Here is a 23,117-nt window from a genome sequence, read left to right as displayed (position 1 = left end):
CTGAGCCTGCCGAAGGGTTATCCGGCGAGGTAGGACGTCACCTCGATGTCGCCCGCGATGATCGCGGCCTTCAGGTCGTCGAGCTCGCCCTGCAGCGTGTCGGAGACCAGCGACTCGTAGTCGTGGAACGGTGCGATGCCGACGCCTTCGTTCTCGAGCGTGCCGATGAACGGCGTCGGGTCGAAGTTGCCCTCGCCCGCGGCGAGGACCGCCTCGTAGGTACCGACGTCGATGCCCTTGAGGATCGAGGTCAGCATCAGGTCGGCGACCGACGGGTCGGTCTCGGTGAAGTCGGCGTCCACGCCGATCATGGCGATGTCACGGCCGGCCTCGCGGATGGCGGCGGCGGCCGACTGGTAGATCGGGCCACCGACGGGCAGGAGCACGTCGACGTTCTGGTCGATCAGGCTCTGCGCGGTCTGGCGGGCCGTGTCGTTGGCCTCGAAGCCACCGGTGAACAGGCCGTCGGTGCCGTCCCAGCCGAGGACCGTGACGCCCTTGCCCTTCTCCGTGTTGTAGTGGTCGACGCCCTGCTTGAAGCCGTCCATGAAGATCGAGACGGTCGGGAAGTTCATGCCGCCGAAGGTGCCGACCGTGTTGGTGGTCGTGAAGTCGGCCGCCGCGTAGCCGGCGAGGAACGCCGCCTGCGCGGTGTCGAAGAGGATCGGCTTGATGTTCTCGGCGTCGATGGTGCCGTCGAAGTCGTTGTCGGCGGCGTCGTCGATGATGACGTACTCGATGTCGGGGTTCGCCAGGGCCGACTCGACCGTCGCGGCCGAGAGCGCGAAGCCGACGGTGACGATGAGGTCGCAGCCCTGGTCGACGAGGCTCGTGAGGTTCGGCGCGTAGTCGGTCTCGGACTGCGACTCGACCTCGATCGTGTCGACGCCGAGTTCCTCGGCCGCCTGCTGCAGGCCCTCGAAGCTCAACTGGTTGAAGGACTTGTCGTCGAAGCCGCCCGCGTCGGAGACCATGCAGGGCAGGAAGTCGATGGCCTCGCCCCCATCGCCGCCGTCGGTGTCCTCGGGAGCGGATGCGCAGCCGGCGAGCAGCACGGCTGCGCCGAAGATGGCAAGGCCGCTGAGGGCGGCCTTCCTGGTCGTGATCTTCACTGTGTCCTCCAAAGACTTCGGCCCCAACCTCCGTGGGACTCGTGCAGTCACGTTACCGAATGTTGCGCCGAGCGCTCAGGCCCCCGGGGCGGCGGACACGCAATGGTTATGAAGACGCGACATTCTGCTCATATGAGCAGAAAAGCCCGGTCATCGCCGGGCGACCGTCGATCAGGGCGCGCTCGGGGACTCCACGACGAGGTCGCCCGAGATGATCCGCCCGCGCAGCTCATCGATCTCGGCGTCGAGCTCGGCGCTCACGAGCGGCGCCAGGTCGTGGTACGGCGCGATCTCGACGCCGCCGTTCTCGAGCGTGCCGACGTAGGGCTCGCTCGTGAAGGTGTCGTCGAGCACGGCTCCGACGATCTCGACCATGGCGTCCTGCGTGTTCTTCAGCACGCTCGTGAGCAGCACCGGCCGGAACTCCGCCGCGAGCGACTCGTAGCCGTCGCTGTCGACCCAGATCACCGAGACGCCGCCGCGCTCGAGCGCGGCCGACGTCGCGCCCTCACCGACCTGGCCGGCGACCGGAAGGATCACGTCCGCCCCCTGGTCGATGAGGCTCTCGGAGAGCGCCTTGCCCTTGTTGATGTCCTCGAAGTCGCCCGTGAACGCGCCGTCCTGCGCGGCCTTGTCCCAGCCGAGGACGCGCACCGCCGTGCCGTGCGCCCGGTTGTACTCCGCGACGCCGTCGACGTAGCCGTCCATGAAGAGGGTCACCGGCGGCTGGTTGCCCCCGCCGAACGTCGCCACGACGCCGGTCTTCGACACGCCCGCGGCGAGGTAGCCCGCGAGGAACGACGCCTGCGCGGTGTCGAACACGACCGGCTTGACGTTCTGGGCGTCGACGGTCTCGTCGACGATGGCGAAGGCGAGGTCGGGGTTGGCCTCCGCCTGCGTGAGCGTGGCGTCGGCGAGCTCCCAGCCGACCGTCACGATGAGCTCGCAGCCCGAGTCGACCGCCTGCTGCACGTTCGGCGCCAGGTCGGTCTCGCCTGTCGAGACGATCGCCTCCGCGTCGATGTCGTGCTCGGCCTCGGCGCGCTGCAGGCCCTCCCAGCTCGCCTGGTTGAACGAGCGGTCCTCGAGACCGCCCGAGTTCGTGACCATCCGCACGCACGACTCGCTCGCGGCATCCTCACCGCCGGACTCGGGCGCGGGGGCGCACGCCGCCAGGGCCACGGATGCCGCGACCACCGTCGCCCCGAGGCCGACCCATCGACGCACCGACATCCGCTGCCCCTTCCTCTCGCGTGCTCAGAGCACGTCGTTCGATCCGCCGAGCCGGAGGGCGTCGACGACCGCCTTGACCCGCTGGGCGTGCTCGCTCGTGGTCACGAGGAGTGCGTCGGGCGTGTCCACCACGACGATATCGTGCACGCCGATCAGGCTGATCACCCGATTCGACCGGCTCACGACGATGCCGCTCGACGCGTCGGCCAGGACGCGGGCGTGCTCGCCGAGGATCGCGAGCTCGCCCGACCGGCCCGCCGTGTTGAGCTTGGCGAGGGATGCGAAGTCGCCCACGTCGTCCCACTGGAAGTGGCCGCGGACGACGGCGAGTCGCCCCTCCTCAGCGGCGGGCTCCGCGATCGAGTAGTCGATGGCGATCTTCTCGAGCTTCGGCCAGATGCGGTCGACCGCAGGTCCGCGGGTGGCCGGGTCGTCCCACGCCGCGGCGAGCTCGACGAGGCCCGCATGCAGGTCGGGCTTCGTGCGCGCGAGCTCGTCGAGCAGGGTCGAGGCCTTCGCGATGAACATGCCGGCGTTCCAGAGGTGGCGACCGCCCTCGAGGTAGCGCCGCGCCGACTCGAGGTCGGGCTTCTCGACGAAGTCCGCCACCTTTTCGACGAGCTTGGCCCCGGGCACGGCGACCGGGCCGCCGCACTCGATGTAGCCGAAGCCGACGGCGGGCTCGGTGGGCGTGATGCCGATGGTCACGATGTAGCCGGCCCGCGCGGCGGCGACCGCGTCGACGACCGCCGAGCGGAACAGGGCCTCGCCCGAGATCACGTGGTCTGCGGCGAACGAGCCGATCACGACCCCCGGCTCGCGCCGCTCGAGGATGGCGGCGGCCAGGCCGATCGCCGCCGTGGAGTCGCGCGGCTCCGACTCGAGCACGATGTTGGCGTCGGCGAGGTCCGGGAGCTGCCGCTCGACGGCGGCCCGGTGCGCCCGGCCGGTCACGATCATGATGCGCTGCTCGCCGGCGATGGGCGCGAGTCGGTCCCACGTGTCCTTGAGCAGCGTCTGGCCCGACCCGGTGAGGTCATGCAGGAACTTGGGCGCGTCGGCGCGGGACAGCGGCCAGAGCCGTGAGCCGACGCCGCCGGCTGGGATGACGGCGTAGAAGCCGTCGAGCGGGAGGGGTGCGTCGGACATGCGTTCGAGGATAGCGGCCATGCACCGACTCGGTTCCGACGATGTGCGTGCCGCTCGGGGCATCCTCACCGAGATATCTCGACGTCGAGAGAGTCGGGCGCCCCGCCGCAACGCCGCTCGCGACGCGGGACTAGACTCTGAACCGGGCTTCCGGCCCGTCGCGCCCGCATGTCACGGGCCATCTCACACAGCCAGGGAGGGTTGTTCATGCCAGAGAACTCGGCAGGAACCCTGACCGCACCCGCCAAGCCGGCGAAGCAGAAGCCGGGCGGCACGCTGTATCGCGGCCGCGAGGGAATGTGGTCGTGGGTGCTGCACCGGATCACCGGTGTCGCGATCTTCTTCTTCCTCCTGGTGCACGTGCTCGACACGGCCCTCGTGCGGGTGAGCCCCGAGGCGTACAACGCGGTGATCGGCACCTACCAGACGCCCATCATGGGCCTCGGCGAGGTCGCGCTCGTGGGTGCCATCGTCTTCCACGCCTTCAACGGCCTGCGGATCATCCTGGTCGACTTCTGGACCTGGGCGACGCGGCACCAGCGCGTGCTGTTCTACGTCGTCATCGCCCTCTGGATCGTCACGATGCTCGCCTTCGTGCCCCGCCACCTGATCAACGTCTTCAGCCACTAGAGGAGGCCTGCGACATGACTGCCATCGAAGCGCCTCGCAGCCCGGTGCGCCCCGCCCCCCGGCGCGGCATGAACTGGGAGAAGTGGGGCTGGATCTACATGCGCGCCTCCGGCGTCGTGCTCATCGTGCTCATCTTCGGCCACCTCTTCGTGAACCTCATGGTCGGCGAGGGCGTGAAGGCCATCGACTTCGGATTCGTGGGCGGCAAGTGGGCCGACCCGTTCTGGCAGTGGTGGGACGTGCTGATGCTCTGGCTCGCCCTCATCCACGGCGCCAACGGCATGCGCACGCTCGTCAACGACTACACGAGCCCCGGCGTCGTGCAGAAGGTGCTGAAGGGCGCGCTCCTGGCCGCCGCGGTGGTGCTCATCGTGCTCGGCACGCTCGTCGTGTTCACCTTCGACCCCTGCCCCGCCGGCGCCCCTGCCGACCTGCTTCCCTCGTTCTGCCCCGCCGTCTAGGAGAAACGTGAATCCTGAGAGCGCCCCCGTCGAGACGAAGGTCGTCGACGGTGTCCACCACCACCAGTACGACGTCGTCATCGTCGGCGCCGGCGGCGCCGGGATGCGCGCGGCGATCGAGGCCAGGCCCGGTGCGCGGACCGCGGTGATCTCGAAGCTGTACCCGACCCGCTCGCACACGGGCGCCGCGCAGGGCGGCATGGCCGCCGCCCTCGCGAACGTCGAGGAGGACACCTGGGAGTGGCACACCTTCGACACGGTCAAGGGCGGCGACTACCTCGTCGACCAGGACGCGGCCGAGATCCTCGCCAGGGAGGCCATCGACGCGGTCATCGACCTCGAGAACATGGGCCTGCCGTTCAACCGCACGCCCGAGGGCAAGATCGACCAGCGCCGCTTCGGCGGCCACACGCGCGACCATGGCAAGGCGCCGGTGCGACGCGCGTGCTACGCGGCCGACCGCACCGGCCACATGATCCTGCAGACCCTCTTCCAGAACTGCGTGAAGCTCGGCATCGAGTTCTACAACGAGTTCTACGCGCTCGACCTCGTCATGAGCGAGGTCGACGGCGTCCAGCAGCCCTCGGGCGTCGTCGCCTACGAGCTCGCCACGGGCGAACTGCACGTGTTCCAGGCGAAGGCGATCATCTTCGCGACCGGCGGCTTCGGCAAGATCTTCAAGACCACCTCGAACGCCCACACCCTCACCGGCGACGGCGTCGGCATCGTCTGGCGCAAGGGCCTTCCGCTCGAGGACATGGAGTTCTTCCAGTTCCACCCGACCGGCCTCGCGGGCCTCGGCATCCTGCTCACCGAGGGCGCGCGCGGCGAGGGCGCCATCCTGCGCAACGCGAGCGGCGAGCGCTTCATGGAGCGGTACGCGCCCACCATCAAGGACCTCGCCCCGCGTGACATCGTGAGCCGCTGCATGCAGCAGGAGGTCGCCGAGGGGCGTGGCGCCGGTCCTCACAAGGACTACGTCCTCCTCGACTGCACGCACCTCGGCGCCGAGGTGCTCGAGACGAAGCTGCCCGACATCACCGAGTTCGCCCGCACCTACCTCGGCGTCGACCCGGTGTACGAGCCGGTGCCGGTCATGCCGACCGCGCACTACGCCATGGGCGGCATCCCCACCAACGTCGCCGCCGAGGTGCTCCGCGACAACACGACCGTCGTGCCCGGGCTCTACGCGGCCGGCGAGTGCGCGTGCGTCTCGGTGCACGGCTCCAACCGCCTCGGCACCAACTCGCTGCTCGACATCAACGTGTTCGGCAAGCGGGCGGGCCGCAACGCGGTCGAATACGCCAAGGGCGTCGACTTCACGCCGCTGCCCGACGACCCGGCCGGTGCGGTGCGGCGCATGCTCGACGAGCTCCGCAACTCGAACGGCACCGAGCGGATCGCCGCGATCCGCAAGGAACTGCAGGACGAGATGGACAAGAACGCCCAGGTGTTCCGCACCGACGAGTCCCTCGCCCACGTCACCGAGGTCATCGCGCGCCTCCGCGAGCGCTACCGCAACGTCGCCGTCCAGGACAAGGGCAAGCGCTTCAACACCGACCTGCTCGAGGCCGTCGAGCTCGGATTCCTCCTCGACCTCGCCGAGGTCGTGGTGTTCTCGGCGCGCAACCGCAAGGAGAGCCGGGGCGGGCACATGCGCGACGACTTCCCCAACCGCGACGACGAGCAGTACATGCGGCACACCATGGCCTATCTCTCGGGCGACCCGCAGTCCTCGCTCGCCGACGACCACATCCGGCTCGATTGGAAACCCGTGACCGTCACCCGCTACCAGCCGATGGAAAGGAAGTACTGACGTGTCCACCGCCACGCTCGAGACCACGTCGACGGATGCCGCGATCCAGTCGTTCACCGTCACCTTCCTGATCCGCCGGTTCGACCCCGACGTCGACACCGAGCCGCGCTGGCAGGACTTCGACGTCGAGATGTACGCGACCGACCGCGTGCTCGACGCCCTGCACAAGATCAAGTGGGAGCAGGACGGCTCGCTGACGTTCCGCCGTTCGTGCGCGCACGGCATCTGCGGCTCCGACGCCATGCGCATCAACGGTCGCAACCGCCTCGCCTGCAAGACGCTGATCAAGGACCTCGACATCTCGAAGCCCATCTACGTCGAGGCGATCAAGGGCCTCCCCCTCGAGAAGGACCTCATCGTCGACATGGAGCCGTTCTTCGCGAGCTACCGCGAGGTGCAGCCGTTCCTCATCGCGAACTCGCGGCCCGAAGCCGGCAAGGAGCGCATCCAGTCGATCGCCAAGCGCGAGATCTTCGATGACACCACGAAGTGCATCCTGTGCGCGGCGTGCACCTCGTCGTGCCCCGTGTTCTGGACCGACGGCCAGTACTTCGGCCCCGCGGCCATCGTGAATGCGCACCGGTTCATCTTCGACGACCGCGACGACGCCGCGAACGTGCGCCTCGACATCCTGAACGACAAGGAGGGCGTGTGGCGCTGCCGCACCACCTTCAACTGCACCGAGGCGTGCCCGCGTGGCATCGAGGTGACGAAGGCGATCGCCGAGGTGAAGCAGGCGATCATGCGCGGCAGGCCGTGACGCGTCGACCACTCGACATGCACGAGGCCGCGGGCGTTGCCCGCGGCCTCGTTAGTCTGAGGGCGTGAGCGACCGCCATCGGATCCGTGACCGGCTCGAGGAGCCGATCGAACGGGTCACCACGCTCACGAACAAGACGCTGGCGCTGTTCCCCGTGCGGGTGTGGCGTCACTTCCTCGCCCGCAACGGGTTCCTCCTGTCGGCGGGCATGAGCTACCAAGCCCTGTTCGCGATCTTCGCGGCCGTCTACGTGGTGTTCGCCGTCGCCGGCATCTGGCTCACCGGCAACGAGAGGACCCTCGAGGCGTTCGTCCTGCTCCTCAACACCTACGCGCCCGGCCTCATCGGCGAGCACGGCGTGATCTCGACCGACGAGCTCACCGCGATCGCCTCCACGAGCACGAGCCTGTTCGGCTGGACGGGCGCGGTCGCGCTCGCCGGCTTGATCTGGACCGCGATCGCGTGGATCACGCTCTCGCGGATGGCGGTGCGAAGCATCTTCGGACTCCCGAAGGACAACCGTGCCTACCTCTACCTCAAGGCGCGCGATCTGCTCGCGGGGCTCGCGTTCGGCACGATCATCCTCGTCGCCACCGTGCTGTCCGTCGTGGCGACGTCGTTCTTCGGCTGGCTCCTCAACCTGATCGGCCTCGCGGGCGACCGAGGATGGCAGGCCGGCCTCCTGCAGTCGGGCGCGGTCCTCGTGGTCTTCGTCATCGACACGCTCGCGCTCGCGGTGCTGTTCCGGTTCCTGTCGGGCGCGGCGATGCCCTGGCGCCGCATGTGGGTCGGCTCCCTGCTCGGATCCGCGGCGATCTCCGTGCTGCAGTTCCTCAGCGGATTCCTCGTATCGGAGACGAGCAGCAATCCGCTGCTCGCCACCTTCGCGGTCTTCATCGCGCTCCTCCTCTGGTTCCGGCTCACGAGCATCGTGATGCTCGTGGCCGCGAGCTGGATCGCGGTGGAGGCCGCCGACAACCACGAGACGCTCCGGCAGGTCACCTCCGAGCAGCTCATCGCCGAGCAGCGGGCGAAGGAGCAGCGCGCCCTCGTCACCGCCGCCGGCGTGCGCGTGCGAGAGGCTCGGCGGGAGCTCGCCGAGGCGAACTGGTTCGGTCGGCCCCTGGCCCGCCGACACCTCGCCCGGGCCGAGGCGGAACTCGCCCGCGCCGAGGCGTCCGCGGCCGGCCCGACGGGAAGCGACGTCGGACGGCTCCCGTAGGATCGGAGTCATGCCCCCCGCGAAACCCCTCCGTGTCGCCAGCGTCAACGTGAACGGGGTGCGCGCCGCATTCCGACGGGGCATGGGCGAGTGGCTGGCCGGGCGCGACGTCGACATCCTCGCCATGCAGGAGGTGCGGGCGACGACCGAAGACCTGCAGTCGCTCCTCGGCGAGGAGTGGGACATCCTGCACGATCCGGCGACGGCGAAGGGCCGCGCGGGCGTCGCGATCGCGAGCCGCAACCGCGCGAGCATCCACCGCATCGAGTTCGGCGCCGCCGACTTCGACACCGCGGGCCGCTGGCTCGAGGCCGACTACGAGGTCGGCGACCGCGTGGTCACGGTCGTGAGCGCCTACGTGCACTCGGGTGAGGCCGACACCCAGAAGCAGGTGGAGAAGTACCGGTTCCTCGACGCGATGGAGGCGCGGCTGCCCGAGCTGGCCGCCCACTCCGAGCTCGCCCTCGTCGTCGGCGACCTCAACGTCGGTCACCGCACGCTCGACATCCGCAACTGGAAGGGCAACGTGAAGCGGGCCGGCTTCCTGCCCGACGAGCGCGCCTACTTCGACCGCTTCCTCGGCGCCGAGGGCGACGACGGCTACAACCGGGGCGGCGGGCTCGGCTGGATCGATGTCGGCCGCCGGTTCGCGGGCGAGGTCGACGGGCCGTACTCGTGGTGGTCGTGGCGCGGCAAGGCGTTCGACAACGACACCGGCTGGCGCATCGACTACCAGCTCGCCACGCCGACGCTCGCCGACGCCGCCGTCGCGTACGCGGTCGACCGCGCCGCCACCTACGACTCGCGATGGTCCGACCACGCTCCCGTGGTCGTCGACTACGCCATCTGACTCCCCCGCTGACAAGGAACCCCACCGAATGGACACTCCCAACCGCCCCGTCGTCTTCTCGGGCATGCAGCCCTCGAGCGACTCGCTGCACCTCGGCAACTACCTCGGCGCGCTCGTGAACTGGGTCGCCCTGCAGGACGAGGCCGACCCCATCTACTGCGTCGTCGACCTGCACGCCATCACGGTGCCCCAGGACCCGAAGGCCCTGCACGAGAGCACGCGCCGCACGGCCGCGCAGTACCTGGCCGCCGGCGTCGACGTCGAACGGACCACCCTGTTCGTGCAGTCCCACGTGCCGGCGCACACCGAGCTCGCCTGGGTGCTCGGCTCGATCACGGGCTTCGGCGAGGCGAGCCGCATGACCCAGTTCAAGGACAAGTCGGCGAAGCAGGGCGCCGAGGGCACCACGGTCGGCCTGTTCACCTACCCCGTGCTGATGGCCGCCGACATCCTGCTGTACGGCACGCAGCTGGTGCCCGTCGGCGACGACCAGCGCCAGCACCTCGAGCTCACCCGCGACCTGGCGCACCGATTCAACACCCGGTTCGGCGACACGTTCATCGTGCCCGAGGCGCTCATCCCGAAGGAGTCGGCCCGCATCTACGACCTGCAGGAGCCCACCGCGAAGATGTCGAAGTCGGCGGCGTCCGAGGCCGGTCTCGTGAAGCTCCTCGACGACCCAGCGGTCACCGCGAAGAAGTTCCGCAGCGCGGTCACCGACACCGGGCGCGAGGTGCGCTACGACCCGGCCGAGAAGCCCGGCATCTCGAACCTCCTCGACATCCTCGCCGCCGTCACCGGCCGCACCATCCCCGAGCTCGAGACCGAGTACGAGGGCCGCGGCTACGGCGACTTCAAGAAGGACGTGGCCGACGCCGTCGTCGAGCGCGTCGCGCCCATCCGGGCGCGCACGCTCGAGCTCATGGAGGACCCGGCCGAGCTCGACCGCCTGCTCGCGATCGGCGCCGGGCGCGCATCCGAGCGGGCCGAGCGGATGCTCCGCACGGTGTACGACCGCGTCGGTTTCGTTCGCCGGGGCTGACGTGCGACCCGTCGGCATCCGCACGACGCGACTCGTGCTCGACCTGCCCGTGCCGGCCGACGCCGAGCTGGTGACCCGGTACTGCCAGGACCCGTTGTTCGAGCGGTACCTCACGACGCCGTGGCCGTACACACGGGCCGACGCCCGTGCGTTCCTCAGCGAGCACGTGCCCGAGTCCTGGGCGAGCGGCACGGAGCTCACCTGGGCGCTCCGTCGGGTCGAGGGCGGTCCCCTCCTCGGAGTGATCAGCGTGCGCGACACCCAGCACGAGCTCGGCTTCTGGATGGGCGCCGAGCATCGCGGCGAGGGGCTCATGAGCGAAGCCGCGACGGCGGTCGTCGACTGGACGCTCGATGGCGGCATCCGCGGCGCCACGACGGTCCTCTGGCGTGCCGTGGAAGGCAACGTCGCATCCGCGAGGGTCGCCAGGGCGGTGGGGTTCCGGCGGATCGAACCTGCGGATGCCACGGTGCCCACGCGCGACGGCACGGTCACGTTGCCCGCGTGGTACGCGGTGCGTGAGGCATCCGTCGATCCGGCTGCGCACGCGAGCTGGGACGCCGTGCTCGGGGCCGCCGCGTGACCCCGCCCTCGGAGCCCGAGCCGGTGGCACCGACGAGCCGACCCGTGGTGCTGTTCGACCTCGACGACACGTTGATGGCGCACCGCGAGGCGGTCGCCGCCGGCATCGTGCTGCACATGCGCGCCCGCGCGTATCGCGGCGACGAGTCCGACGCGATGCGCCGATGGCACGAGCTCGAGGAGGAGCACTACCTCGCGTACCTCGCGGGTGCGCTCACGTTCGAGGGCCAGCGCCGGGCTCGCGCGGCCGAGTTCGCCCGGCTCTTCGGCGAGGAACTCGACGAGCACGGCGCCAGCCGGTGGTTCGCCGAGTACTTCGAGCGCTACCGCGAATCGTGGGCGCTGCACGACGACGTCGCCCCGGCACTCGACGCGCTCGCCGCCCGGCTGCCCGGCGTCCGTTTCGGCATCATCACCAACGGCGAGCTCGAGTACCAGTCGGCGAAGATCGCCCGGCTCGCGCTCGGAGGCCGCGTGGAGCACGTGGTCGCCTCCGGGGCGGTCGGCGTCGCCAAGCCCGACTCGGCGATCTTCGCCGTCGCACTCGACCGGTTCCGTGCGACGGCTCCGGTCTCGGCCGCGGCCTACGTCGGCGACCGCCTGCACACCGATGCCGTGGGTGCCGCGAACGCGGGCCTGGTCGGCGTGTGGCTGAACCGTCGCGGCGAGTCCCCCTCGCCCGAGGATGCCGCGGCGGCTCGTGCGGCCGGCGTGCTCGAGGTGCGTGGACTCGGCGAGCTCGCGGACCTGCTCGGCGCGCGCTGGTCCTGAGGGCGGGCGGAGCCGGGAACGGGCCGGAACGCACCCCCATGCGCCCGGCCCGTCGTCTCACCGTACCTGCCGCGACGCTCCGCGACGAGATCGTGATCGAGCGCCCCGGCGCCGGCGGGTAACGTGAATCCCGGTCGTCCGAGCACGAGAGGATCCCATGCGCCCGTCCGACGCATCCGCACGCCCCGTCGCCCGACGCCGCCACGGCGGCGTCGTCGCGGTCGCCGCGCTCGCCGGCCTGTTCGCGTTCGGGCTGGCCGGCCATCACGTCGTCGCCACGACAGCGCACGCACAGGCCTGGCCGACCTGGACGGCCGCCGACGGACGCTTCGACGAGGCGCGCGCCGACTACGAGGCGACGGCCGATCGCGGTGACGCCGCCATCGCGCGCGCGGAGTACCTCTTGGGCATGGCCACCGGCGACCTGGTCCGGCCCGAAGATCGAGAGGCCCTGGCCGAGCGCATCGAGTCGGCCCGGGGCATCCTCGCGGATTCCCCCGCCGGCCCCGCCGGCATCGTGGAGCTCGGCGACCCGGCGACGCCGGCCCCCGCCTGGGAGCGATACGCCGACCTCTGGCGCCTCCTCGAACTCGTCCCGTCGCGCCACGCGGCCGCGGAGCGATTCGAGGCGGCGGTCGATCGCGTCGCGGACGGAACCGGCGCGCTCGCGGAGGCGTCCGAGACGCTGATCTCGGGCACCGAGGAACTCGCGACCGTCGCCCTCGACGCGAGCCCCTCGGCGACCTATCGCTTCCGGCACGCGGCCGAGGCGGCGCTCGACGGCCTCCGCCACTCGCCGACCACATCGTCGGGCGACGCCGACCGCTTCACCGCGCTCGCCACCGCCATCGCGGACGTCCGCGCATCGCACGCCGCGGAGGAGGAGCGCCGGAACGCCCACCCCGTGCGAGCCGAGATCGAGTCGTTCGCGCGATCGATCGCGTCGGGCGTCGAACTCGAGTTCGCCTGGGCCTACGAGGTCGCCGGCCGCTCCAGCGACGTCTGGTACTCGGGAACCGCCGAGTTCAAGCCCGACGGCGTCGGCTGGGGCCTCATCTCGCTGACCGAGAGCATCGAGCGGGACTGGTACTCCGACGAGAACGCGAAGGCGGTCGTGGTGCACGAGGTCGGCCACACGCAGGTCCTCCGCGACGAGTGCTACGCCATCTTCACGGCCGATCCCTTCAGCGGCGACCACGAGACGTGGGCCACGGCCTGGGCGATCGGCATTGGATACGACCTGCCGGGTGCGGGCATCGAGGCGTACGGCCGGCCGTCGGACGCGCAGATCGCCGCGGCCGCACAGTGCCGCTGACGCGTCGGGCCGTCGACGTCGGGATCGTTCACCGTACGGCCGCCACGACCCCGGAACGGCGGGCCTCGACCCGGGGAATACGTCGGACGTCGTCGCGTTGACATAGAATCGACACGACAACGTGCTCCGGGGTCGGTGTAAGTCCGAACCGGCGGTGACAGTCCGCGAGCCGCGAGCGCGAGGCCGAATGGTCTCGGGCGAACGGTTGAACCGGTGGAATTCCGGTACCGACGGTGAAAGTCCGGATGGGAGGCGGCACGTGTCGGCGGCGCACTGCGTCGTCGACGTCATCGGCATCGCCGATGCATCCCCGGAGCCTGAGAGAACGGCACGAGGATGATCACCGACGAGCGGACCATGGCGGATGCCGCTGCCATGCGCCGTGCGCTGGAGCTCGCCACCCGCGGACCGGCCAGGGGCGTGAACCCGCGCGTCGGCTGCGTCATCCTCTCCGCTCATGGCGACGTGCTCGCCGAGGGATGGCATCGAGGCGCGGGCACGGCGCACGCCGAGGTGGACGCGCTGTCGAAGCTCGCCCCCGGCGCCGCCCAGGGCGCGACCGCCGTCGTGACCCTCGAGCCGTGCAATCACACGGGGCGCACCGGGCCGTGCGCGGTCGCCCTCATCGACGCCGGCATCGCACGAGTCGTCTATGCCGTCGCGGACCCGGGCGACCGCTCCGCGGGCGGGGCCGACCGCCTCCGGTCGGCGGGCATCGAGGTGGCCGCTGGCGTGCTCGTCGATGAGGTCGAGGCATTCCTCGACGACTGGTTGTTCGCCACCCGCCACCGCCGCCCCCACGTCACCGTCAAGTGGGCGGCGAGCCTCGACGGCCGCGCCGCGGCATCCGACGGGACGAGCCGCTGGATCACCGGGCCCGCCGCCCGCGCCGACGTGCACCGCCGCCGGGCCGCGGTCGACGCGATCGCCGTGGGCACCGGCACCGTGCTCGCCGACGACCCGTCGCTCACGGCCCGCACGCCGGCCGGCGAACTCCTCGACGCGCAGCCCGTTCCGGTCGTCTTCGGGCGGCGACCGCTCCCGGCCGGCGCCGCGATCACCCGGCACCCGCATGCGCCGATCACCATGCGAGGCGCCGACCTCGCGAGCGACCTGCTCGAACTCCAGCGCCGCGGCATCCGCTCGCTCTTCGTCGAGGGCGGCCCCACGCTCGCGAGCGCGTTCCTCGCGGCCGGGCTCGTCGACGAGCTCCTCGTCTACGTGGCGCCGGTGCTGCTCGGCGGCCCGCGTGTCGCGGTCGGCGACCTCGGCGTGACGACCATCGCCGAGGCCCGGCACTTCCACTTCGCCGCCGTCGAGCGGCTCGGCGACGACCTGCTCGTCGTCGCCCACCCGGTCCAGACCCGGCCCCCGGCCGACACGACCACCGACTCCGAGGGCACCTCGCGCGCCTCGACCAGCGTCAGAGAAGGGAACTGACATGTTCACCGGAATCATCGAGGAGCTCGGCACGGTCACGCGCGTCGAGCGCAGCGCCGATGCGGCGCGACTCACCGTTCGCGGACCGAAGGCCGTGGAAGGCGCGCGGCACGGCGACTCCATCTCCGTGTCGGGAGTGTGCCTCACCGTGGTGGACTCCGACGACGAATCGTTCACGGCCGACGTCATGGCCCAGACGCTCGCCATGTCGACCCTCGACGACGTGCAGGAGGGTCGGCCCGTGAACCTCGAGCGCGCCGCGCTCGTGGGCGACCGCCTCGGCGGGCACATCGTGCAGGGGCACATCGACGGCACCGCGAGGGTGCTCGAGATCCGCCCCGGCGAGGCGTGGCGCGTCATCCGCTTCTCCCTCGACGAGGCGCACGCGCCGCTCGTCGTCGACAAGGGCTCGATCGCGGTCGACGGCGTCTCGCTGACGGTGAGCGACCTCGGCGACGAGCCCGACGGCTCGTGGTTCGAGGTGTCGCTCATCCCCGAGACCCTCACCGCGACCACGCTCGGCCGGGTCGAGGTCGGCGATCGCGTGAACATCGAGACCGACATCCTCGCGCGTCACGTCGAGCGGATGCTGCGCCTCGACGCGCATCGCACGCTGCCCTCGTCGCTCGCCGAACCGGCGCCCATTTCGACCGGGAGCCTCGCATGAGCCTCGCCAGCATCCCCGACGTGCTCGACGCGCTGCGTGCGGGCAAACCCGTGATCGTCGCCGACGACGAGGCCCGCGAGAACGAGGGCGACGCCATCATGGCCGCGGAGTTCGCCACCCAGGAGTGGCTCGCCTGGATGATCCGCCACACGAGCGGCTACCTGTGCGCGCCGATGCCGAACGCCGTCGCCGACCGACTCGAGCTGCCGCTCATGACGGAACGCAACGAGGACATCCGCGGCACGGCCTACACCATCTCGGTCGACGCGGCCGATCGCGTGTCGACCGGCATCAGCGCCGCCGACCGCGCGCACACGCTGCGCGTCCTGGCCGACCCCGCATCGACGCCCGAGATGCTCATCCGGCCGGGGCACGTGCTGCCCCTCCGCGCCGTCGACGGCGGCGTGCGCCAGCGCGCGGGGCACACCGAGGCGGCCGTCGACCTCATGCGGCTCGCCGGGCTGGAGCCCGTGGCCGTCATCGGCGAGTTGGTGCAGGACGACGGCGAGATGATGCGCCTGCCCGGGCTCCTCGAACTCGGCGCACGCGACGGGCTGCCGGTGACCACGGTCGCGGCGCTCATCGAATGGATGTACGAGTGGCACGCCGGCTACGACCTCGGAACCGGCGAGCGCATGGTGGTGCCCGAGTCGTCGCGCGTCGCCTTCGAGGTCGAGACCTCGCTGCCCACCGAGCACGGCGTCTTCCGCGTGCGCGCGTACCGCGACCGCGGAACCGGCGCCGACCACGTGGCGATCGTCTCCGGCGACCCGTCGCGCGACCCCGAGGGCGCCGTCGTGCGAGTGCACTCCGAGTGCCTGACCGGTGAGGCGTTCGGTTCGTTGAAGTGCGAGTGCGGCCCGCAGCTCGACGCCGCGCTCGATGCGATCGAGGAGCGCGGCGGCGTCGTCGTGTACCTTCGCGGCCACGAGGGCCGCGGCATCGGCCTCATCAACAAGCTGCGCGCGTACCGCCTGCAGGAGGACGGCCTCGACACCCTCGATGCGAACCTCGCGCTCGGCCTGCCGATCGACGCGCGCGACTACGGCGCGGCGACGGCGATCCTCGCCGACCTCGGCATCGACCGCGTGCGCCTGCTCACCAACAACCCCGAGAAGGTCCGCCAGCTCGAGGCGCGGGGCATCCGGGTGGTCGAGCGCCTGCCGCTCGTCGTCGGCGTCGGCGCGGGCAACGCGGCGTACCTCGACACGAAGCGACACCGCATGGGACACACGATCGACGACCAGCAGCTGACGGATGCCGCGGCTGAGGCCCTCCTGGAAGGACACGCATCATGAGTGGACAGGGATCCCCCGAACTCGACGTCGACGGCACCGGCCTGAGGGTCGTGATCGTCGCCGGCAGTTGGCACGAGGAGATCACGAACGGGCTCATCGACGGCGCGACGCGCACGCTCGAGGCATCCGGCGCCGCCTTCGAGCTCGTGCGCGTGCCCGGCAGCTTCGAGCTGCCCGTGGTCGCGAAGGCCGCGCTCGACCTCGGCGCGGACGCGGTGGTCGCGCTCGGCGTCATCATCCGCGGTGGGACCCCGCACTTCGAGTACGTCTCGTCGGCCGCCACCGACGGACTCACGCGCGTCGCCCTCGACACCGGCAAGCCCGTGGGCTTCGGCGTGCTCACCCTCGACGACGAGCAGCAGGGACTCGACCGGGCGGGGCTCCCCGGGTCGAAGGAGGACAAGGGCCGCGAGGCCGCGGAGGCCGTGATCGCCACGGTGCGCGCCATCCGGTCGCTCGCGCGCTGAGCCCATCCGACTTTCGGTTGGTTTCCGCGGCAGCGAGCGTGCTCCGGTGGCGCCGAGGGTCGCCGGGCTCCTAGGCTCGAACCATGGAAATCCTGCGCATCATCCTCGTCATCCTGCACTTCGTCGGCCTCGCCATGCTGCTCGGCGGATTCCTGGTACAGGTGAAATCGATCGGGCAGGGCAAGGGCACCGTGGTGCGGGCCATGATCGACGGGGCGCTGACGCAGCTGATCACCGGCCTGCTGCTGGTGGCGACCATCGAGATGGGCGACCTCTACGACGTGAACAACTGGAAGATCGCGGTCAAGCTCGTGATCGCGGTCATCATCACCGTGCTCGTCTTCGTCTACCGCAAGAAGAACCCGGCGCCGAGCTGGGCGCTGTGGGCCGTCGGCGGGCTCACGCTCGCCAACGTCATCGTGGCGGTCGCCTGGCGCTGATCGCGGCATCCGCCCGCTGCAACTGAGGAGATCCCGACGAACGAGGTCCGATCGAGCGAGATCGACCTCGATCGGCGGGATCTCCTCGATTGCGCGAGGTCATCGCGGCAATCTTCGATGCCGCCACGATACGCCGGGGATCATGGATGCCGCGTGGGGTCGTCACACGCGGAAACACTCGCTACGGTGGGCCCATGTTCATCGAGATGTCGTTCCTCGTGCCGAATCCGGGCTCGGAGCAGGAGGTGCTCGACGCGATGAACCGGGTGCGCCTCGCTGCGCTCGGCACGCCGGGGCTGGTGCAGATCGGCCCGTGGCGCGAGGACGGCGGCGACCGCATCGTGGCCATCGCCGTCTGGGAATCGCGGGCGCACTGGGAGGCGGCCCGGCCTGGGCTGCTGGAGGTCGCGGCGCACGACGACCCCGACGGGCGCTGGTACGCCCGCCCGCCCGAGCGCATCCTCCTCGAGGATGCCGGGGTGCTTCCGCCCGACGACATGGTGGACTGACGGGGCGCGCGGCTCAATCGAGGAAGAGCGCCCGCAACCGCTTCGTCGTGAACACCAGTCCGACCGCGATCATCACCGCGTAGTACAGCACGTGCCACAGCATCCCCGGATCCACGGCGCCCGTGGTGAGTCCGCGCACGAGTTCGACGCCGTGCCAGAGCGGCAACGCCTGGATCACGACCTGCAGCCACTCGGGGTAGACCGAGAGCGGGTAGAAGGTCGCCGAGAACAGGAACATCGGCAGCAGCACGAAGTTGATCCAGTCCATCTGCTGGAACGACTTCATGTAGCTCGTGACCGCCATGCCGAAGCTCGCGAACCCGAAGGCGATGAGCAGCACCGCGGGGATGGCGAGCAGCGCCCACCACGACAGGGCGAGTCCGAGCGCCTGCATGACGACCATGAAGCCCGCCGCGTAGAGTCCGCCGCGCAGCAGCGCGAGCGAGATCTCGCCGAGTGCCACGTCGAGCGGTCCGAGCGAGGTGGCGAGCATGCCCTCGTAGAGCTTGGCGAAGCGGATCTTGAAGAACACGTTCCACGTGGAGTCGTAGATCGCGCCGTTCATCGCCGCGACCGCGAGCAGGGCCGGCGCGATGTACGCCGCGTACTCGACCTCCCGGCCGTCGACCGTGACCGTGCCGACGAGCGCGCCGAGCCCGACGCCGAGCGAGAGCAGGTAGAAGATCGGCTCGAACAGTCCGCTCATCATCACGAGCCAGTTCGTGGAGCGGGTGGCACGCCAGCCGCGGTACATCACGGCCCTGGCGTTGCCGGCGTAGAGGGCTGCGACGCCACCCCGGCCGGTGCGGTGCTCGGCCGCGTGATCGACGAGGGTCATGCGGTCAGCCTCCGCACCGCGATGCGCCGCGACCAGAGCCATCCGACCGCGGTCATGGCGACGAGGACGACCACGTGCACGGCGGTGAGCCAGATCGGCTCCGCGTATCCGAACGTCGCCACCCTGGACAGTTCCGTGCCGTGCCAGAGGGGCGAGATCCAGCCGATCCACTGCAGGAACCACGGCAGCTGCGTGAGCGGGAAGAAGGTGCCCGAGAACAGCGTGAGCGGCAGCACCACGAGCCGCTGGACCATGGCCAGCTGGCCGGTGTCCTCTCGGATGGTCGAGGCGTACGCCATGAGCAACGTGCCGAACGCCATGCCAGTGAGGACCGCGACGGGGATCGCGATCCACCCGGTCGGCGACGGCACGGCGCCGAAGAGCACCATGAAGGCGTAGTAGACGACCATCGTCGCCGCGAGGCGGATGACGACCGAGATCACGAGGCCGTCGACGATCTGACCGGGACGGATCGGCCCCGCGTGCATGCCGCTGAACGTGGGATTCCACTTGTAGCCGACCATCACGGGGTACGAGAACTCGATCATCGCGGCGGTGAGTCCGGCGCTGCAGAGCAGGGCGGGGGCCACGAAGACGAGGTAGCCGACGCCGCCGGCGTCGAGGTTGCGATCGACGAGCGTGGCGAGGCCGACGCCCATCGCGTAGAGGTAGACGAGCGGCTCGCCGAACCCGGTGGAGATGATCGTCTGCGCGTACGACCACATGACGCGCAGCCGGTGCTCGGCCACGTACCAGGCGCCGAACCGCCGAGGACGCGCGCCGGCGGCGAGCGCGAGGCGCGCGTCATCGGTCGCGTAGGCGGATGCCGCGGAGCGGTCTCGAGACGCGACGTCGCCGCTTTTCGACCAGCGGGGATCGCTCATTCGATCAGGCTCCGTCCGGTGAGGCGGAGGAACACGTCCTCCAGGCTCGATCGGCGCACCAGGCTCGTGATCGGATGCAGACCCGCCTCGGAGACGCGCTCGAGCTCCTGCTCCCCGTCGGCGGTGTAGACGAGGATGCGGTCGGGCAGCACCTCGATGCGGTCGCCCCGCCCCTGCAGGGCCTGCGCGACCTCGTGGTTGCGGTCGGAGCCGAAACGCAGTTCGAGCACCTCGCGCGACGAGTACCGGCGGATCAGCTCCGCCGGCGTGCCCTCCGCCATGATGCTGCCCTTGTCGACCACGACGATGCGGTCGCAGAGCTGCTCGGCCTCGTCCATGTAGTGCGTGGTGAGCACGAGGGTCTTGCCCTGCTCCTTGAGCCGGAACAGCCGGTCCCACAGGATGTGGCGGGCCTGCGGGTCGAGCCCGGTCGTCGGCTCGTCGAGCAGCAGGATGCGCGGGTCGTTGATCAGCGCCCGCGCGATGGTGAGGCGACGCTTCATGCCGCCCGACAGCGCGTCGACCTTCGCGGCGGCCCGGTCCTCCAGCTGGGCGAAGGAGAGGAGCTCATCGGCCCGCTCGGCGACGACGCGGCGGGGCAGGCCGAAGTAGCGTCCGTACACCAGGAGGTTCTCGCGCACGCGCAACTCGGTGTCGAGGTTGTCGGCCTGCGGCACCACGCCGAGCTGCGAGCGGATGTCGGGACCGTGCCGGTCGGGATCGAGCCCGAGGATCTTCAGTTCCCCGCCGCTTCGGGATGAGACCGCTCCCACCATGCGCATCGTGGTCGACTTGCCCGCACCGTTGGGGCCGAGCAGCCCGAACGACTCGCCCGGCGCGACCTCGAACGAGATGCCGTCGACCGCGGCGAAGGCACCGTAGCGCTTGACGAGTCCCTGGGCGACGATCACTGGTTCCGGCACAAGCCACCACGATAGACCCGGGCACCGACATCCGTACAGTCGGTCCGACCGACGCCGGGACCTCGTACGCTGACAGCATGCAGACTCCCCCACCCGGCATCCGCATCGCCGACGAGGTTCGCGACGCGCTCCGAGCCGGCGCCCCGGTGCTCGCCCTCGAGTCGACCATCCTGAGCCACGGCCTGCCGAGCCCCCGCAACCTCGAGGTCGGCCTCGAGTCCGAGGAGCAGGTGCGATCGGCCGGCGTGCTGCCCGCGACCATCGGCGTCATCGACGGCGTCGCCACGGTGGGCCTGGGCCGCGCCGAGATCGAACGGCTCTGCACGGCCGACGCCGTCGTCAAGGTGAGCGTGCGCGACCTGCCGATCGCCCGGGCCAAGGGGCTCGACGGCGGCACGACGGTCGCGGCGACCGCGTGGCTCGCGCACCGCGCCGGCATCCGGGTCATGTCGACGGGCGGCCTCGGCGGCGTGCACCGCGGCGCCGGCGAGACGTTCGACGAGTCGGCCGACCTCACCACGCTCGCGACGACGCCCATCACGCTGGTGAGCGCGGGCGTGAAGTCGATCCTCGACATCGGCGCCACCCTCGAACGCCTCGAGACGCTCAACATCCCGGTCGTTGGCTATCGCACGAACCGCTACCCCGGCTTCTACGTGGCCGATTCGGGCTTCTCCCTCGACTACCGCATCGAGAACCCCACGGAGGCCGCGGCGCTGGCGCATGCCCGGGACGAACTCGGCCTGACCGCCGCGGTGCTCGTGGCGAACCCGGTCGCCGAGGCGGAGCAGCTCGACCCCGCCTTCCACGACCGCGTGCTCGCCGAGGCGCTGGCCGCGGCATCCGATGCCGGCATCACGGGGCACGACACGACGCCCTTCCTGCTCGACTTCGTGCAGCGCGCCACCGGCGGGCGCAGCCTCGAGGTCAACCTCGAGGTGTACCGAGGCAACGTCGCGCTCGGGGCGGAGATCGCACGTGCCGTCGCCGCGCGCTGAGCGCTCGCCGTTCGCTGAGCCCGTCGAGGCGAGCCACGCAGCCCCTTCGACGAGCTCAGGGGCCGCACCCGGCGTGCTCGCGGTCGTCGGCGACCTCGTCGAGGACATCGTCGTCTGGGCGGGCGAGCCCGTGCGCACCGCGACCGACACGGCCGCGCAGGTGTTCCGGTCGCGCGGCGGAAGCGCGGCGAACGTCGCGGCGCTCGCGGCCGGGCTCGTGCCGACCGGGTTCATCGGGCGGGTGGGCGCGGATGCCGCGGGCGACGCGCTCGTCGCCGAGCTCGCGTCGCACGGCGTCGACGTGCGCGTGCAGCGCGAGGGCCGCACCGGCACGATCGTCCTCCTCGTCGACGCCGGGGGCGAGCGCACGATGTTCCCCGACCGCGGAGCCTCCGCCGAGCTCGTCGGAGTGGACCCCGCCTGGCTCGACGGCGTCGCCTGGCTGCACGCGCCTGCCTACGGATTCGAGCGGGAGCCGATGCGCGGCGAGCTCCTGCGGCTCGCGGCGATCGCCCGCGACGCGGGCGCGCGCACCTCGCTCGACGCCTCCTCGACGGGCCTCATCTCGGGCCTCGGCGTCGAGGCCGCGCTCGAACTCGTCCGCGCGTTCGCCCCCGACGTAGTGTTCGCGAACGAGGACGAGGCGGCGCTCCTCGGCCTCGCGGGCGGCGGTGCCCTCGCGGCATCCGTCGCCCCCACCGTCGTCGTGAAGCACGGGCCGCTGCCGACCGACGTGATCACGGGCGGCCGGCTCGCAACTCGCGTGGACGTGCCGCCCGTTGCGGGCATCCGCGACACCACGGGTGCGGGCGACGCGTTCGCGGCCGGGTTCCTCGCGGCCACCCTGCAGGGGGCGGATGTCGCGGCGGCGTGCCGGGCCGGACATGCGAGCGCGGCATCCGTGCTCACGAGCCCGGGAGCCAGGTCGCGGTAGCGCGCGCATATCCTTACGGTCCGCCATACGGTAATCTGGAATGGATATCGAAAGGATTCTGGAGTGCCCGTCGCCACGATGACCAGCAAAGGTCAGATCACCGTGCCCAAGGAGGTCAGGGATGACCTCCACCTCACCGCAGGCTCGAAGGTCATGTTCGTCAAGCTCCCGAATGGGCAGTACCGAATCGTCGCACGGACGGGAACCGTCGAGGACTTCATCGGCCTCCTGCATGATCCCCGGCGCAAGCCGATGACGATCGAGGAGATCAACGACGCCATCGCGGAGGGCGGCGCCGAGAGCGGACTGAGGGGCATGGCGTGATCGGTTCCGACACACGGCTGGTCGGAATCGATACGAACGTGATCCTGCGTGCGGTTCTCGACGACGACCCGATCCAGTCGCCCGTGGCCAAGCGCCTGTTCCGGGACCTGACCGGCGAGACGCCCGGTTTCATCACCCAGGTGTCTCTCGTCGAGACCTATTGGGTGCTCGCGCGATCGGTCCGGATGCCGCGTGCGGCATGCCTCACGGTCATCCGTGCGCTCGTCGGGACCGAGGTGCTCGAGTTCGACGACGGCGAGAGCGTCGTGCGCGCGCTCACCCTCGCCGAGGACGGCGCGGACTTCGCGGATGCGCTCATCGAGGGCACGATGGAGCTCTTCGGCGTCGCCGAGACGGTGACGTTCGACCGCGCGGCTGCCGGGCGCCTCGGCTGGCAGGTCCTCGGCGACACGGGGTCCGCGTGACGCACCCGTCGCGCCTCGTCAACGTGG

26 protein-coding genes and 1 riboswitch are annotated in these 23,117 nt (G+C 70.7%); of the genes, 20 read left to right on the top strand and 6 right to left on the bottom strand.

What is annotated here, in order from left to right; genetic code table 11:
* Nucleotides 1-17: 17 nt before the first annotated feature.
* The 3 genes from EZM51_RS02745 to EZM51_RS02735 all read right to left on the bottom strand — a co-directional run bounded on the left by EZM51_RS02745 (nt 18) and on the right by EZM51_RS02735 (nt 3,494).
* On the bottom strand, nt 18-1,112 hold the full coding sequence (locus EZM51_RS02745) for a BMP family ABC transporter substrate-binding protein (RefSeq protein ID WP_136706675.1): 1,095 nt from the start codon (nt 1,110-1,112) through the stop codon (nt 18-20).
* 171 nt (nt 1,113-1,283) lie between these two features.
* Nucleotides 1,284-2,345 carry a BMP family ABC transporter substrate-binding protein gene (locus EZM51_RS02740; protein ID WP_136706674.1) on the bottom strand — a complete coding sequence of 354 codons (1,062 nt, stop codon included), beginning with the start codon at nt 2,343-2,345 and terminating at the stop codon, nt 1,284-1,286.
* Between the two features lie 24 nt (nt 2,346-2,369).
* Entirely contained in the window at nt 2,370-3,494 is a 1,125-nt protein-coding gene (locus tag EZM51_RS02735) for a mannose-1-phosphate guanylyltransferase (protein ID WP_136706673.1), read from the bottom strand.
* Between the two features lie 207 nt (nt 3,495-3,701).
* Between EZM51_RS02735 and sdhC the strand changes: the two genes are divergently transcribed.
* From sdhC to EZM51_RS02655, 16 genes are all read left to right on the top strand, one after another.
* Complete coding sequence (sdhC, locus tag EZM51_RS02730; RefSeq protein ID WP_136706672.1) at nt 3,702-4,124, top strand: succinate dehydrogenase, cytochrome b556 subunit; 423 nt, start codon at nt 3,702-3,704, stop codon at nt 4,122-4,124.
* A 14-nt stretch (nt 4,125-4,138) separates the two neighbouring features.
* Nucleotides 4,139-4,585, top strand: a complete 447-nt coding sequence (locus EZM51_RS02725; RefSeq protein WP_136706671.1) for a succinate dehydrogenase hydrophobic membrane anchor subunit — start codon at nt 4,139-4,141, stop codon at nt 4,583-4,585.
* Nucleotides 4,586-4,592: 7 nt separating this feature from the next.
* Nucleotides 4,593-6,401 (top strand): succinate dehydrogenase flavoprotein subunit, encoded by a 1,809-nt coding sequence (sdhA, locus tag EZM51_RS02720; RefSeq protein ID WP_136706670.1) that lies wholly within the window; start codon nt 4,593-4,595, stop codon nt 6,399-6,401.
* Between the two features lies 1 nt (nt 6,402).
* Nucleotides 6,403-7,161 (top strand): succinate dehydrogenase iron-sulfur subunit, encoded by a 759-nt coding sequence (locus EZM51_RS02715; RefSeq protein WP_136706669.1) that lies wholly within the window; start codon nt 6,403-6,405, stop codon nt 7,159-7,161.
* Between the two features lie 64 nt (nt 7,162-7,225).
* Nucleotides 7,226-8,383, top strand: coding sequence for a YihY/virulence factor BrkB family protein (locus tag EZM51_RS02710; protein ID WP_136706668.1), 1,158 nt, complete (start codon nt 7,226-7,228; stop codon nt 8,381-8,383).
* 10 nt (nt 8,384-8,393) lie between these two features.
* Nucleotides 8,394-9,233, top strand: coding sequence for an exodeoxyribonuclease III (locus EZM51_RS02705; protein WP_136706667.1), 840 nt, complete (start codon nt 8,394-8,396; stop codon nt 9,231-9,233).
* 28 nt (nt 9,234-9,261) lie between these two features.
* On the top strand, nt 9,262-10,275 hold the full coding sequence (trpS, locus tag EZM51_RS02700) for a tryptophan--tRNA ligase (RefSeq protein ID WP_136706666.1): 1,014 nt from the start codon (nt 9,262-9,264) through the stop codon (nt 10,273-10,275).
* Nucleotide 10,276: 1 nt separating this feature from the next.
* Nucleotides 10,277-10,858 (top strand): GNAT family N-acetyltransferase, encoded by a 582-nt coding sequence (locus tag EZM51_RS02695; RefSeq protein ID WP_136706665.1) that lies wholly within the window; start codon nt 10,277-10,279, stop codon nt 10,856-10,858.
* On the top strand, nt 10,855-11,628 hold the full coding sequence (locus tag EZM51_RS02690) for an HAD family hydrolase (RefSeq protein WP_248305423.1): 774 nt from the start codon (nt 10,855-10,857) through the stop codon (nt 11,626-11,628). The genes EZM51_RS02695 and EZM51_RS02690 overlap by 4 nt, the downstream gene beginning before the upstream one ends.
* Nucleotides 11,629-11,785: 157 nt before the next feature.
* Nucleotides 11,786-12,943, top strand: a complete 1,158-nt coding sequence (locus tag EZM51_RS02685; protein WP_136706664.1) for a hypothetical protein — start codon at nt 11,786-11,788, stop codon at nt 12,941-12,943.
* A 117-nt stretch (nt 12,944-13,060) separates the two neighbouring features.
* Nucleotides 13,061-13,206, top strand: a riboswitch (FMN riboswitch).
* 94 nt (nt 13,207-13,300) lie between these two features.
* A complete protein-coding gene (ribD, locus tag EZM51_RS02680; protein ID WP_136706663.1) occupies nt 13,301-14,383 on the top strand; it encodes a bifunctional diaminohydroxyphosphoribosylaminopyrimidine deaminase/5-amino-6-(5-phosphoribosylamino)uracil reductase RibD in 1,083 nt (360 codons plus the stop codon).
* Nucleotide 14,384: 1 nt separating this feature from the next.
* The gene (locus EZM51_RS02675) at nt 14,385-15,050 is read left to right on the top strand and encodes a riboflavin synthase (RefSeq protein ID WP_136706662.1); all 666 of its coding nucleotides are present in this window, start codon (nt 14,385-14,387) and stop codon (nt 15,048-15,050) included.
* The gene (ribA, locus tag EZM51_RS02670) at nt 15,047-16,348 is read left to right on the top strand and encodes a GTP cyclohydrolase II (RefSeq protein ID WP_136706661.1); all 1,302 of its coding nucleotides are present in this window, start codon (nt 15,047-15,049) and stop codon (nt 16,346-16,348) included. The genes EZM51_RS02675 and ribA overlap by 4 nt, the downstream gene beginning before the upstream one ends.
* Nucleotides 16,345-16,815 carry a 6,7-dimethyl-8-ribityllumazine synthase gene (gene ribH / locus EZM51_RS02665; protein ID WP_136706660.1) on the top strand — a complete coding sequence of 157 codons (471 nt, stop codon included), beginning with the start codon at nt 16,345-16,347 and terminating at the stop codon, nt 16,813-16,815. The genes ribA and ribH overlap by 4 nt, the downstream gene beginning before the upstream one ends.
* 83 nt (nt 16,816-16,898) lie before the next feature.
* Nucleotides 16,899-17,255 (top strand): hypothetical protein, encoded by a 357-nt coding sequence (locus tag EZM51_RS02660; RefSeq protein ID WP_136706659.1) that lies wholly within the window; start codon nt 16,899-16,901, stop codon nt 17,253-17,255.
* A gap of 194 nt (nt 17,256-17,449) precedes the next feature.
* Nucleotides 17,450-17,764, top strand: coding sequence for an antibiotic biosynthesis monooxygenase (locus EZM51_RS02655; protein WP_169053758.1), 315 nt, complete (start codon nt 17,450-17,452; stop codon nt 17,762-17,764).
* A 13-nt stretch (nt 17,765-17,777) separates the two neighbouring features.
* Here the strand turns inward: EZM51_RS02655 and EZM51_RS02650 are convergent, their stop codons facing one another.
* The 3 genes from EZM51_RS02650 to EZM51_RS02640 are packed head-to-tail and all read right to left on the bottom strand — an operon-like array spanning nt 17,778 to nt 20,409.
* Nucleotides 17,778-18,602, bottom strand: a complete 825-nt coding sequence (locus tag EZM51_RS02650; RefSeq protein ID WP_136706657.1) for an ABC transporter permease — start codon at nt 18,600-18,602, stop codon at nt 17,778-17,780.
* The gene (locus EZM51_RS02645; protein WP_136706656.1) at nt 18,599-19,486 is read right to left on the bottom strand and encodes an ABC transporter permease; all 888 of its coding nucleotides are present in this window, start codon (nt 19,484-19,486) and stop codon (nt 18,599-18,601) included. Before EZM51_RS02645 ends, EZM51_RS02650 begins: the two co-directional genes overlap by 4 nt.
* Nucleotides 19,483-20,409, bottom strand: a complete 927-nt coding sequence (locus EZM51_RS02640) for an ATP-binding cassette domain-containing protein (RefSeq protein ID WP_136706655.1) — start codon at nt 20,407-20,409, stop codon at nt 19,483-19,485. Before EZM51_RS02640 ends, EZM51_RS02645 begins: the two co-directional genes overlap by 4 nt.
* A gap of 77 nt (nt 20,410-20,486) precedes the next feature.
* Here EZM51_RS02640 and EZM51_RS02635 point away from each other — a divergent pair, with 77 nt between their 5' ends.
* The 4 genes from EZM51_RS02635 to EZM51_RS02620 all read left to right on the top strand — a co-directional run bounded on the left by EZM51_RS02635 (nt 20,487) and on the right by EZM51_RS02620 (nt 23,090).
* The gene (locus EZM51_RS02635) at nt 20,487-21,407 is read left to right on the top strand and encodes a pseudouridine-5'-phosphate glycosidase (protein ID WP_136706654.1); all 921 of its coding nucleotides are present in this window, start codon (nt 20,487-20,489) and stop codon (nt 21,405-21,407) included.
* Nucleotides 21,388-22,341 (top strand): PfkB family carbohydrate kinase, encoded by a 954-nt coding sequence (locus EZM51_RS02630; protein ID WP_248305422.1) that lies wholly within the window; start codon nt 21,388-21,390, stop codon nt 22,339-22,341. Before EZM51_RS02635 ends, EZM51_RS02630 begins: the two co-directional genes overlap by 20 nt.
* A gap of 63 nt (nt 22,342-22,404) precedes the next feature.
* A complete protein-coding gene (locus EZM51_RS02625) occupies nt 22,405-22,665 on the top strand; it encodes an AbrB/MazE/SpoVT family DNA-binding domain-containing protein (RefSeq protein WP_248305421.1) in 261 nt (86 codons plus the stop codon).
* Nucleotides 22,662-23,090 (top strand): type II toxin-antitoxin system VapC family toxin, encoded by a 429-nt coding sequence (locus EZM51_RS02620; RefSeq protein WP_211195794.1) that lies wholly within the window; start codon nt 22,662-22,664, stop codon nt 23,088-23,090. The genes EZM51_RS02625 and EZM51_RS02620 overlap by 4 nt, the downstream gene beginning before the upstream one ends.
* Nucleotides 23,091-23,117: the final 27 nt, after the last annotated feature.

It is taken from the genome of Agromyces sp. H66, from assembly GCF_004959775.1.
Classification (GTDB): Bacteria; Actinomycetota; Actinomycetes; order Actinomycetales; family Microbacteriaceae; genus Agromyces.
The sequence above is the reverse complement of the archived record's forward strand: the minus strand, read 5'-3'. Positions and strand labels throughout refer to the sequence as shown.